General features: G+C 69.4%; 13 protein-coding genes. 7 read left to right on the top strand and 6 right to left on the bottom strand.

Features of this window, described 5'->3' with window-relative positions; all coding sequences use genetic code 11:
* Positions 1–3: 3 nt before the first annotated feature.
* The gene (locus ACZ0AA_RS12395; protein ID WP_463513085.1) at positions 4–921 is read right to left on the bottom strand and encodes a helix-turn-helix transcriptional regulator; all 918 of its coding nucleotides are present in this window, start codon (positions 919–921) and stop codon (positions 4–6) included.
* A gap of 70 nt (positions 922–991) precedes the next feature.
* Here ACZ0AA_RS12395 and ACZ0AA_RS12390 point away from each other — a divergent pair, with 70 nt between their 5' ends.
* Complete coding sequence (locus tag ACZ0AA_RS12390; protein WP_400863955.1) at positions 992–1,453, top strand: DUF3817 domain-containing protein; 462 nt, start codon at positions 992–994, stop codon at positions 1,451–1,453.
* A 42-nt stretch (positions 1,454–1,495) separates the two neighbouring features.
* Here ACZ0AA_RS12390 and ACZ0AA_RS12385 read toward each other — a convergent pair whose 3' ends face one another.
* The 4 genes from ACZ0AA_RS12385 to ACZ0AA_RS12370 all read right to left on the bottom strand — a co-directional run bounded on the left by ACZ0AA_RS12385 (position 1,496) and on the right by ACZ0AA_RS12370 (position 4,827).
* Positions 1,496–2,170: a hypothetical protein gene (locus tag ACZ0AA_RS12385; RefSeq protein ID WP_463513084.1), complete on the bottom strand. Its 675-nt coding sequence runs from the start codon at positions 2,168–2,170 to the stop codon at positions 1,496–1,498.
* Between the two features lie 55 nt (positions 2,171–2,225).
* Entirely contained in the window at positions 2,226–3,188 is a 963-nt protein-coding gene (locus ACZ0AA_RS12380) for an NAD(P)/FAD-dependent oxidoreductase (protein ID WP_463513083.1), read from the bottom strand.
* A 140-nt stretch (positions 3,189–3,328) separates the two neighbouring features.
* Positions 3,329–4,102 carry a uroporphyrinogen-III C-methyltransferase gene (gene cobA / locus ACZ0AA_RS12375; RefSeq protein WP_463513082.1) on the bottom strand — a complete coding sequence of 258 codons (774 nt, stop codon included), beginning with the start codon at positions 4,100–4,102 and terminating at the stop codon, positions 3,329–3,331.
* A complete protein-coding gene (locus ACZ0AA_RS12370) occupies positions 4,102–4,827 on the bottom strand; it encodes a sirohydrochlorin chelatase (RefSeq protein ID WP_463513081.1) in 726 nt (241 codons plus the stop codon). Before ACZ0AA_RS12370 ends, cobA begins: the two co-directional genes overlap by 1 nt.
* A 243-nt stretch (positions 4,828–5,070) precedes the next feature.
* Here ACZ0AA_RS12370 and dnaK point away from each other — a divergent pair, with 243 nt between their 5' ends.
* From dnaK to ACZ0AA_RS12345, 5 genes are all read left to right on the top strand, one after another.
* Entirely contained in the window at positions 5,071–6,933 is a 1,863-nt protein-coding gene (gene dnaK / locus ACZ0AA_RS12365; RefSeq protein ID WP_463513080.1) for a molecular chaperone DnaK, read from the top strand.
* A gap of 2 nt (positions 6,934–6,935) precedes the next feature.
* Positions 6,936–7,571, top strand: a complete 636-nt coding sequence (locus tag ACZ0AA_RS12360) for a nucleotide exchange factor GrpE (RefSeq protein WP_400863969.1) — start codon at positions 6,936–6,938, stop codon at positions 7,569–7,571.
* A gap of 7 nt (positions 7,572–7,578) precedes the next feature.
* Positions 7,579–8,568 carry a DnaJ C-terminal domain-containing protein gene (locus tag ACZ0AA_RS12355; RefSeq protein ID WP_400863971.1) on the top strand — a complete coding sequence of 330 codons (990 nt, stop codon included), beginning with the start codon at positions 7,579–7,581 and terminating at the stop codon, positions 8,566–8,568.
* A 58-nt stretch (positions 8,569–8,626) separates the two neighbouring features.
* Positions 8,627–9,058 (top strand): heat shock protein transcriptional repressor HspR, encoded by a 432-nt coding sequence (locus tag ACZ0AA_RS12350; protein ID WP_400863974.1) that lies wholly within the window; start codon positions 8,627–8,629, stop codon positions 9,056–9,058.
* A 77-nt stretch (positions 9,059–9,135) separates the two neighbouring features.
* Entirely contained in the window at positions 9,136–10,572 is a 1,437-nt protein-coding gene (locus tag ACZ0AA_RS12345) for a flavin monoamine oxidase family protein (RefSeq protein WP_463513079.1), read from the top strand.
* A 21-nt stretch (positions 10,573–10,593) separates the two neighbouring features.
* Here the strand turns inward: ACZ0AA_RS12345 and ACZ0AA_RS12340 are convergent, their stop codons facing one another.
* A complete protein-coding gene (locus ACZ0AA_RS12340; RefSeq protein ID WP_463513078.1) occupies positions 10,594–11,238 on the bottom strand; it encodes a Pr6Pr family membrane protein in 645 nt (214 codons plus the stop codon).
* A gap of 207 nt (positions 11,239–11,445) precedes the next feature.
* Between ACZ0AA_RS12340 and ACZ0AA_RS12335 the strand changes: the two genes are divergently transcribed.
* Positions 11,446–11,886: a DoxX family protein gene (locus ACZ0AA_RS12335; protein WP_400863981.1), complete on the top strand. Its 441-nt coding sequence runs from the start codon at positions 11,446–11,448 to the stop codon at positions 11,884–11,886.
* The last annotated feature ends 30 nt before the right edge of the window (positions 11,887–11,916 follow it).

The following is an 11,916-nucleotide window of genomic DNA, read 5'->3' as shown; positions in this document are numbered from 1 at the left end:
CTTCTACGCCGGGACGGGGGCGAGCCGCGATGCGCGCCAGGTCGACGGGGTCATCCCCGTGCGGCGGCGGAACGCGCGGCTGAACCCCTCGTCGGAGGCGTAGCCCAGCTCGCGTGACGTCTCGCTGACCGAGCGCCCCTCGCTCAGCATCCGCTTCGCCGCGTCGACGCGCACCTCGGTGACGTAGTCGGCGGGCGAGCGGCCGATCGCGCTGCGGAATCGCTCGGCGAACACCGACCGGGACATCGCGCCGACGCTCGCGAGGCGTTCGACCGTCCAGTCGCGGCCGGGCTGCTCATGGATCGCCTCGACGACGCGGTCGAGGAACGGGTCATTCGACACGGACGGCCAGCCGGCGGGGGCGCAGCCGTTCGCGGCCCACGCGCGGATCACCGAGAGCAGCACGGTCTGCGCCATCATCCGACAGATCACCGGGTCGCCCTGGCGCGACGGGCACGTGGCGGGATCGGTGGGTCCCATGCTCCCGGCGAGTGCTGCTGCTGCGGGTTCCAGAGCGGCGAACGACATGACGGTGATCGGGTCGGGAAGAAGCGCGGCGATCATCGCGGCACTGTCCGAGAACTCCAGGTCGACGACGACGAGGTCGGTGACCTCGTCGGCTTCGAGGGCGATCGACGCGCGGCCGAGCGTCAGGAACGCATCTCCGGCGACCAGGTTCGCGTGCAGCGGTCGATCGTCCACTGCGATGATCTGCGCTGCGCGGTCGACGTCCAGGCGGCATCCGGTGGTCAGCGGCGGATGCCCGTGCACCGAGCCCGCCGCGATGTAGACGAGGGTGGCGGAGCCCGCGGGGATCGGCAGGATCCCTCCGGCGGCGAGTGGCGCTCGTCGGGCGATGCCGACGCGGAGGTCGACGGAGTCGAGCACGTGCCCGAGGGCTGCGGAGTCGACGGTCACCATGCCTTCGGCAACGCCCGGGAGCGCATAGGTATTCCGGATACGCTGGACGGACCCCCACCCGAGGAGTCCCGTGTTCCGCACACCCGACCGCCTGTTCCGAGTTCTCGCGATCGCGGAGGCGATCACCTGGACCATCCTGATCTCGGCGATCATCGCCCGTGCGGCAGGTGCGCCGGGAATCGTCGTCACGGTGGGCGGTGGCATCCACGGGTTCGTGTTCCTCGCGTACGCGGCGACCGCCGTGCTCGTCGCGCTCAATCAGCGCTGGCACCTCGGGGTCGCGGTCCTGGCCGTGGCCAGTGCCATCGTTCCCTACGCGACGATCCCGATGGAGATCTGGCTGCACCGCACGGGACGACTGGCCGGCGAGTGGCGCGTGGACCAGACGCAGGACCCGCGTGATGCGCGCTGGCACGACCGGCTCATGCGCTGGTTCCTGCGCCGCCCCTGGGTTCTGGCGATTCTGCTCGCGGTCGGCATCGTCGCGCTGTACGTGATCCTGCTGCTCGTCGGCCCGCCCGGCGGCAAGTGACCTCCGCCCGACCTCGGCAGAGCGGATGCCGGGCGGCCGGCGTCACTGGATGACGACGGCGTTCTTGTCGATGACCTCGGCCATCGTGGCCTGCATGTCGCCCCCGGTGCAGTCGACGATCACGTAGAGCCCGACCCCCGTCGCGGTGAAGGCCCGTGCGGCCATCGCCCACTGGCGGTCGGCCTCTTCGCCCACGACCTGTCGGTTCTCGACGTCGGAGTTGCCGCCGACCTGATAGCTGAAGGACCCGGTCGTCGAGAGCGGTGTGATCGCAGCGGCATCCGCTTCGCCGAGGATGACGGCGAGCATGGCATCCGAGCTGACGCTGTCGTCGCCCGCGACCGTCGGCACATCGGGGATCAGACCCTGCCAGAACTGCGCGGTGCACGTGTCGTCGATCGTGCCGTAGGTCCACCCGCCGTTGCCGTCGTCGGGCTTGATGATCTTCCAGCCGTCGTCGGCGATGAGGCCGTCGCCCCACTGGATGTACGCCTCAGCGGGGATGTCGGCGCCGTCTGCGAAGGTCATCGTCGAGGACAGATCGCCGGATGGCTCCTCCGAGGGGATGGCTGTGGGGGAGGGATCCGGCCCGTCGCCGTCCGGCACGTTCACGGGGATCTGCGCGTACAGGCAGCCGCTGAGCGGCAGCATGGCCAGCGCGACCACCGAGAGGGCGGCGAGGCGGACCAGCGGCGGGGCCTGCGAGATGCGCGTCATGCCGGTCAGCATAGTCGCGGGCCAGGGAGCCGAGAGGGGGGTTTCGCGGGGGCGTTCAGTGTGCTGAAGCGATGCCGACGGCGTCCTGCACCATCACCGAGGCGACCCTCGCACCTGCACCGGCGGCGACGATGAGCTGCTGCGGGCCGGGGATCGCCGCATCGCCGGCCGCATACAGGCCGGGGACGTCTGTGCGGCCCGAGCGGTCCGTGATTAGGTGACCGTCGTCGTCGACCGAGGGCGCGAAGTCGCGCAGGAACGACAGATCGGTCTCCCACTCCGGTCGCACGAAGCCGCCGTCGACCTCGATGACGGTCCCGTCGTCGAGTCCGATCGCCTCGATGCGGCCGCGATCACCGACGAGTTCGGAGATCGGACAGCGGACGACCGCGACTCCCGCCACGGCGAGCTCGGCCTCCTCTTCGGCCGTGACGGTGTCTGCGCCGTGCGTGAAGACGGTGAGATCCTCGGTCCAGCGGGCGATGAGTCGGGCGCGGTCGGCGAGGTCATCCGTCGTGCCGATGAGCGCGAGTCGCCGCCCGCGCAGCTCCCACGCGTCGCAGGCCGCGCAGCTGAACAGACTGATGCCGTAGAAGCCGCGCAGGTTGGGCACGTCGGGGAGGGTCTCGCGAAGCCCGGTGGCGAGCAGCACCGAGTGCGCGGTGACGGTGTCGGTCGGATCCTTGCGACCGATGGATGCCGTGAACCGAGGCGGCTGCCCGTCGGCGTCCATCTCGCCGCCCGCGTTCGACCTCGCCAGCTCGAGCACCCTCACGCGCGTGCGCATCTCGATGTTCGGGTAGGCGGCGAGCTCGTCGCGGGCGATGCGGCGCAGCTCGTGCGGGGGCACTCCGTCGCGCGTGAGGAACCCGTGGGAGTTCAGGGTGGCGGCATTGCGCGGGCGGTCGGCGTCGACGATGAGCACGCGCATGAGCGAACGGCCGAGGTTGAGGGCGGCGGACAGACCGGCCGGACCACCGCCGATCACGAGCACGTCGTAGGTGTCCGTGTCAGTCATTCGCGCTCCCGTGAGAAGAGCGGTCGCCTCCGTGTGGCAGACGCGGATGCGCCGACCATGGCGGCGCCGCCGACGGACGCGCTCATCGGGCGAGGATCGGTCCGCTGTCCACAGTCTGCCACCTCTTGACTGAGGGTCGCCTAACTCGGACTGATCCCGGCGTGCGGACTGATCCCGGCGTGCGGGTTGATCTCGGCGTGCGGGCTGAGCGCCACCACGTCGCCGACCACGACGACCGCGGGGGATCGCACCTGTTGAGCCGCGGCGAGGTGGGCGATCGTGCCGAGGGTGCCGACCGTGACCCGCTGGCGCTCACCGAAGCCGTCTTCGATGATCGCGACGGGGCAGTCGGCGCCGCGTTCACCTGCCGCGAGCACGTGCGCGGAATGCCCGAGCGTGTTCACGCCCATCAGCAGCACGACGGTGTGGTCGCGCCCGCCCCCGAGCGTCTCGATCTGGTCGTGCGCGCTCGCGACGGTGAATGTCTCGGCGACGCCGCGCTGTGTCAGGGGGATGCCGGCGATGCCCGGTACCGCCACTGCGCTCGTGACGCCCGGGATGACCTCGACGGTGATGCCGGCCGCTTCGCAGAACAGCTGCTCCTCGCGCCCTCGCCCGAAGACGAAGGGGTCGCCGCCCTTGAGTCGCACCACATGACGGCCCTGCTGGGCGAGCGAGACGAGCAGCTCGTTGATGCCGTCCTGCGGCACCGGGTGATGGCCGGGGAGCTTGCCGACGTCGATGACCTCGGCATCGAGCTGCACTCCTTCTCCGGCGAGCTGCGCGAGCACGGCGCGGGCTCCGAGGCGGTCGGCCACGATCACATCCGCCTGCTGCAGGGCGCGCAGCCCGCGCAGAGTCAGCAGGCCGGCATCGCCGGGTCCTGCTCCGACCAGGGTGACCGTGCCCGCCATCACGACTGTGCGGCTTCGGGAGTCGGGGCGGCGTGCAGCTGTGCCGAGGCCTCCTCGTAGCGCGCGACGATCAGATCGATCAGCGGCTGCGGCACGGTCGTACCGTCGAGCAGGGGACTGGTGACGCGTCGCCCTGGTGCCTGCCTCGTGGTGAGGTCGAAGAAGAAGCCGCGGGCGAGCAGGTATGTCGAGATGACCGCGTCGGGGTGCTCGCGCAGCGCGTGGGGCAGGTCGGGTTCGCGCGCGGCCAGGTAGGCGAGCTCGATCCTCCTGCCGAGACGGAGAGAGAGGAGGGACGCCATCGCTTCGGCATCCGTGAGCGATGCGGGGTCGCGCGAGCCCGCGACGGCGAGCACCACGGCTCCGTCTGTCTCGGTGGGTGTCGGTGTGGCTGCCTCGGCCAGGCGGTCCGCGAGCACCTCGGCGAGACGCGGGTCGGGTCCCAGCGGGGCGCTGACCACGGCATCCGTCTTCTTCGCCGCCATGCCGTGCAGGTCGTGATGCACGTGGAATCCGCGCGAGAGCAGCAGCGGAACGATCACGACGGGGCCATCGATCGTGGGCAGGAGATCTGCGGCGTCGGGCTGCTGCACATCGACGAAGGCGCTGCGCACCTCGACCTCGGGCATCGCTGCGGCGACGGCGCCGACCAGGTCGGCGATGGCACGGGCTCCCTCGGCATCCGAGGTGCCGTGCGACACGGCGAGGAGGATGGGGCGGCTCATGCAGGGACTCTAGGTCAGCCGTGTGACGGCGGTGTTTCGGGGACCTCGCCTCGACGCAGGTGCGGATGTGCGGGGCGCTCCGGTGGCGGGAGATCGGCACCGAATTCAAAGTTGAGCCGCCACGTATCAACTTTATTTGACAGTGTTCGGGAGTCGGAGTACAGTTGAGTCATCGCGACTCAGGTTTCCCTGATCGCCCCGGATTTCCAGACCACATCAACCTCAGCAACAAAGGAGAATCACATGGCACGTGCTGTTGGAATCGACCTCGGTACGACGAACTCCGTCGTCAGCGTCCTCGAGGGTGGCGAGCCCAAGGTCATCGCCAACGCCGAGGGCTTCCGCACGACCCCCTCGGTCGTCGCATTCACGAAGGACGGCGAGGTGCTCGTCGGCGAGACCGCGAAGCGCCAGGCCGTCACGAACGTCGACCGCACCATCGCATCCGTCAAGCGCCACATGGGCACCGACTGGACGTTCGACGTCGACGGCAAGAAGTGGACGCCGCAGGAGATCTCCGCGCGCATCCTCCAGAAGCTCAAGCGCGACGCAGAGTCCTACCTGGGTGACACGGTGACCGATGCGGTCATCACTGTCCCCGCGTACTTCAACGACGCCGAGCGTCAGGCCACCAAGGAGGCCGGCGAGATCTCGGGCCTCAACGTCCTGCGCATCATCAACGAGCCGACCGCAGCCGCTCTGGCCTACGGCCTCGACAAGGGCAAGGAAGACGAGCTCATCCTGGTCTTCGACCTGGGTGGTGGAACGTTCGACGTCTCGCTGCTCGAGGTGGGCAAGGACGACGACTTCTCGACGATCCAGGTGCGGTCCACCGCAGGTGACAACCGCCTCGGCGGCGACGACTGGGACCAGCGCCTCGTCGACCACCTGATCAAGCAGTTCAAGGAGACCACCGGCGTCGACGTCTCGGGTGACAAGATCGCCCTGCAGCGTCTCAAGGAGGCTGCGGAGCAGGCCAAGAAGGAGCTCTCCTCCTCGACCAGCACCAGCATCAACCTCCCGTACCTGTCGCTGACCGAGTCGGGCCCGGTGTCGCTGAGCGAGACCATCACCCGCGCGAAGTTCGAGGACCTGACGAAGGACCTGCTCGACCGCACCAAGAAGCCGTTCGAGGACGTCATCCGCGAAGCCGGCATCAAGGTCGCCGACATCGATCACATCGTGCTCGTGGGTGGATCGACCCGCATGCCCGCCGTCGCCGAGCTCGTCAAGCGCGAGACCGGCAAGGAGGCCAACAAGGGCGTCAACCCCGATGAGGTCGTCGCCGTGGGCGCCGCCCTCCAGGCCGGTGTCCTCAAGGGCGAGCGCAAGGACGTTCTGCTCATCGACGTCACCCCCCTCAGCCTCGGCATCGAGACCAAGGGCGGCATGATGACCAAGCTCATCGAGCGCAACACGGCCATCCCGACCAAGCGCAGCGAGACCTTCACCACGGCAGACGACAACCAGCCGTCCGTCGCGATCCAGGTCTTCCAGGGCGAGCGCGACTTCACCCGCGACAACAAGCCGCTGGGAACGTTCGAGCTCACCGGAATCGCCCCGGCTCCCCGTGGCATCCCGCAGATCGAGGTCACGTTCGACATCGACGCCAACGGCATCGTGCACGTGTCCGCCAAGGACAAGGGCACGGGCACCGAGAAGTCGATCGTCATCTCCGGCGGCTCGTCGCTGTCGAAGGAGGACATCGAGCGCATGGTGCGCGAGGCCGAGGAGCACGCGGCTGAGGACAAGGCGCGCCGTGAGGCCGCCGAGGTCCGCAACCAGGCCGAGACGCTCGCGTACTCGATCGACAAGCTGATCACCGAGAACGACGACAAGCTGCCCGAGGACGTGAAGACCGAGGTCAAGGCCGATGTCGACGCGCTCAAGACGGCGCTGGCCGGCGAAGACGACGAGGCCGTGAAGACCGCGTTCGACAAGCTGAACCAGTCGCAGGGCAAGATCGGCGAAGCCATCTACGCGCAGTCCCAGACCGAAGGCGCCCCGAGCGCCGACGCTGCGGGCGAGGCCCCGGCCGACGACGCCTCCTCTGACGAGGACGTCATCGACGCCGAGGTCGTCGACGACGAGGACGAGAAGAAGTAATCATGACGGACAAGAACTTCGACGACAATCAGGTTCCTGAGCCCGCCGAAGGTCACAGCGAGGGGTCGGATGCTCAGGCATCCGGCCCCGCGCCGCACAACCCGGACTCTGACGAGGCCCGGGCTGCGGAGGGCTCTGACGACGCGGACTTCACGATCGACGACATCCTGAACGCCGACCAGACGGCTGAGGCCGCTGCGGGGGATACCGCGATCGCCGACGCCGAGAACGCGCTGCTGAACGACCTCAAGCGGCTCCAGGCCGAGTATGCCAACTACCGCCGACGCACCGAAGAGCAGCGTCAGGTCGAGATCGAGCGCGCGAAGGGCGAGGCCGCGAAGGGCCTCATCCCCGTGCTCGACGATCTCGATCGCGCGGCCCAGCACGGTGATCTCGTCGAGGGCACTCCCTTCGCCGTGATCGCCGGCAAGGTGCGGGTGATCGTCGAGCGTCTCGGCGTCGTCTCCTACGGCGAGAAGGGCGAGGAATTCGACCCGCAGCGCCACGAGGCGATCTTCCAACAGCCCACCCCGGGCGTCGACAAGACCACGGTGCTCGAGGTCGTCGAGGTGGGTTACCGCCTCGGTGATGTCGAGCTGCGTCCCGCGAAGGTCGTCGTCGCCGTACCTGCGGAGTAGGTGATCGATGGCTAGCCAGGACTGGTTCGACAAGGACTTCTACAAGACCCTCGGGGTCTCGAAGGACGTCAGCGACGCTGATCTCAAGAAGACGTACCGCAAGCTCGCTCGCAAGTACCACCCCGACTCCAATCAGGGTGATGCGAAGGCGGAGGCGAAGTTCAAAGAGGTCAGCGAGGCGTACTCGGTGCTCTCGGATGCCGAACAGCGCAAGGAGTACGACGAGATCCGCGCCATGGGTTCGGGCGCACGCTTCACGGCGGGCGGTTCGAGCGCGGGCGGCTTCGAAGACGTCTTCAGCCGGTTCGGGCAGCAGGGGCGCGGGCAGCAGCAGTCCGCCGACTTCGAGGACATCTTCGCGATGTTCAATCAGGGTCAGGGCGGCTCGTTCGGCTCCGGCCGTTTCGGGCAGACCTCCGGCGGATACCGCGGCTTCGGCGGCCCTCAAAAGGGGGCCGACGTCACGGCGCGCACCACGCTCGACTTCGCCACGGCCGTGCAGGGCGAGACGATCTCGCTCCAAGGCGACGACGGCAAGCCGTTCAAGGTGAAGATCCCCGCCGGCGTCGCCGACGGGCAGAAGATCAGGCTCCGCGGACGCGGACGCCCTTCTCCCGACGGCGGAGAGAACGGCGACGTGGTGGTGCAGATCGCGGTGCGACCGCATCCGGTGTTCACCCGCGAAGGGCTGAACCTGCGTGTGGTCGTGCCGGTGACCTTCACCGAGGCGGCGCTCGGGGCGACGATCGAGGTTCCTACGCTCAGCGGCGACACGGTCAAGCTCCGCGTCGCACCCGGCACCCCCTCCGGGCGGGTGCTGCGCGTCAAGGGCCGCGGCGTCACCACGTCGAAGGGCACGGGCGACCTGCTCGCCGAGCTGCAGATCGCGGTGCCGTCGCACCTCGACGATGCCGCTCGAGAGGCGCTGGAGAAGTTCCAGTCGCTCGAGCCCGCAGAGAACCCGCGTGCCGACCTCATGGCCAAGGCCCGCCGGTAGAGAACCCGGCAGCAGGCAACGATGACGAACGCGAACACCGAGGAAGAGGTGAGGGAACATGGCTGACCAGCACATGGATGCCGACACCCCGGTGTTCGCGATCGCCGTCGCCGCCCAGCTCTCGGGTCTTCACCCGCAGACGCTGCGGCAGTACGACCGCATCGGGCTCGTGGTGCCCGGCCGCACCTCCGGCGGCTCTCGCCGCTATTCGACCCGCAACATCGAACAGCTCCGCGAGGTCGCCCAGCTGTCGTCCGAAGGCGTGAGCCTCCCGGCGATCGCGCGTGTTCTCGACCTCGAAGACGAGAACCGGATGCTGCGCCGCCGCGTGGCCGAGCTCGATGCCGCACTGCGCGCCGAGCGCGAGAACCGCCCCGGCATGCGCGTGTTCGCCGCAGGATCCGCCGGCGTCACCCCGATGCCCAGCGGTCGCCGCATCCGCCGCTCGGCAGAGGTCGTGCTCTGGCACCCCGGCAGCGGACGCGGCTGATACTCGGAGCCGGCACCTCACAGAGGTCGCCGCACGCGTCATCCATCCGCGCGCGGTATCGTTGCGACACGATGAGGATGACGCGTCGCACACTGCTGATCGGCGCCGGAGCCGGCGTCCTGGGAGTCCTGCTGGCCTCCTGCACGCCTGAGCCGGCGCCGTCCCCCACGCCCGACGGTTCGCCCACCCCGAAGCCGACCGCCGGTGCGATCACCCCCGCGGCGTTCGCCCGCAGCGCGTGGACGACCGACCCGTACGCGCTCGGCGCCGCGAGCTTCACCCCGGTCGGCACGCAGGCGAGCGCCCGCGAGGCGCTGGCCGAGCCGATCGACGACCGGCTCTTCATCGCCGGGGAGGCGACCGACGTCGAGGCCCCCGGAACCATCGCCGCCGCGCTCCGATCCGGAGATCGGGCCGCCGATGAGCTTCTGCGAGCCGCCGACAGCGGTGAGCGCGTCGCGATCGTCGGCGCGGGTCTCGCCGGTGCTGTGGCCGCCGCCCGCCTCGTCGCTGAGGGGCTGCAGGTCACGGTGTTCGAGGCGCGCGACCGCGTCGGCGGACGCGTCCACTCCGTCGTGGATGACAAGGCCTGGCCCTTCCCGGCCCAGCTGGGCGGGTGGCTGCTCGGGTCGTCCGACGATGTCCTGCTCGACACCCTCGACACTCTCGACATCCGCACGGTTCCCATCGCGGGTGCGCTGTGGCGGTCTGCCGATACCGACACCGGCACCGGCACCGGCGAGGACGTCGAGCCGGTGTCGATCGAACCGGTGCAGGCGGCGATCGCCTCCGCCCAGCAGGGGCCGACGGACACCTCTCTGGAGGAGGCGCTGACGGCTGCGGGCGCTGATCCCGAAGAGCCGGGACTCGCCGCACTCCTCGCCTCGATCTCGGCCGCTTCAGGGGCCGACGCCTCCGACGAATCGACGTGGTTCCCGCCGCGGCTCCCCGTCGACGAGATGATGGCGCCTCTCGGCGACCTGACCCCGGCCATCGACGAGCTTCTCGAGGGTGCGAAGCTGAGCCTCTCGTCGCCCGTCAGTCGCGTGGCCTACGACGAGGCGGGCGTCAGCCTCGGCATCGCCTCCGGAGAATCGCTGTCGTTCGACCGCGTGCTCATCACGGTGCCGCTCGGCGTGCTGAAGGGCGAGGGACTGGAGTTCTCGCCTGCGCTGCCTTTCGGTCATCGTGGTGCCATCGCCGAGCTCGAGATGGGACGTATCGAGACGGTGTGGCTGCGCTTCGACGATCCGCTGATCGTGTCGGCGCCCGACGGCGAAGGCGAGACCGAAGGCGATGCTGCAGCCGCTGATTCCGAGGCGATGCTCTGGCACGTGGTCGGCGGCGATGCGCTGATCCGCACCTGGATCAACCTCGCACCGGCCACGGGTGAGAACGTCGTGGTGGGCATCGTCGGCGGAGAAGCGGCAGCCACGTTCGCCGAGATGAGTGAGCAGAAGGCGCTCGAGGCGGCGATCGCCTCGCTCGCGCCGTTCCTCACCGCGCCGGCCTGACTCGCACCGGCCGCAGCGCGCTCAGACCTCCGGCCGCTCCTGGCCGCGTCGTCGCATCCGACTGACGAGCACGATCAACGTCGCGACGAGTGCGAAGATCGCCAGCGCCACCCCACTGGTGAGCAGGAACTCCGGGGGCCCTGACACCTGTCTCGGGTCGAGGAAGTAGTACGGATACCAACCCACCGACGGCCCGCGCCACATCGTGACGCCGCCCCACGCGAGCGGGAAGGAGAGGGCCGTGGGCACCACCCACCACGGCACGCCGCGGTGTCCGGGTGTGAGCACCCAGGCGATGGCGGTGCACGCCGGCAGCCAGAAGTGCAGCACCTGATCGGACCAGGGCACGTCGACGCGGATGCCGCGGAGTCCCGCCTGCCAGACGATCAGCGCGAAGGCGAGCCCTGCCGTGATGGTCCAGGTCAGCACGAGAGCCAGAGCCACGGTGAACCAGCGAGGATCCGTGGCCCGGATGAAGGCGAGCACCGCGCCGACCAGCAGCACGGCTACCAGCGCGCAGTTGGACTGGACGGTCAGGTACGCGAAGAAGTTCTCACCCGCGATCGTGCGGGAGCTCAGCCCCCAGAACAGTCGGTGCACAAGCGCGACGGTGCACACTGCGGCCGTGGCCAAGCGCAGCACGCCGAACGCCGATCGTGCCCTCACTCTCGCCTCGTGCCCCTTCCCGGCTGTGCGCATCGTCGTCCAGACGGCGCATCTCCCATCCGGCGAGTCTACGGAAGGCGGAACCGAGCGGGGCTACGGAGACCCGCGCTCAGGAGACGGAAAAGTCCCCTCAATAGCGTGGTGAGCAGGGATAGCCCCTGCTCCGCGCCTGGCGCGCGGTGTCCTGCCACGAAGGAACACCTCCTCATGACGAACACCACCGCCCCCTCTGCCGCCGCCTCGCTGGGACTCCTGGTCCTGCGCGTCGTGGTCGGCGCCGTCTTCGCCGCTCACGGAGCGCAGAAGATCTTCGAATACACGATCCCCGGCACCATCGGCAGCTTCGCGGGCATGGGGGTGCCGATGCCCGAGATCGCCGCCCCCTTCGTCGCCTTCGTCGAGCTGATCGGCGGCATCCTGCTGGTGCTCGGCCTCTTCACCCGCCTGGCCGGCATCCTGCTCGCGATCGACATGGTCGTGGCCCTGGTCCTCGTGCACCTCGCCGCCGGGCTCTGGGTCGGCGAGGGCGGATACGAGTTCGTCGCCGTGCTCGGCGCGGCCGCGCTGGCTCTCGCGCTCACCGGTGCCGGACGGTTCTCACTCGACGGTGCGTTCCTGCGCGGCCGGGTTCCCGCCTGGCTCAGCTGAGGGCACGAGGGAGCGCCCCACGGGGCGCTT

The sequence above is a fragment of the Microbacterium sp. AC035 genome (genome assembly GCF_979258485.1).
The sequence above is the reverse complement of the archived record's forward strand: the minus strand, read 5'-3'. Positions and strand labels throughout refer to the sequence as shown.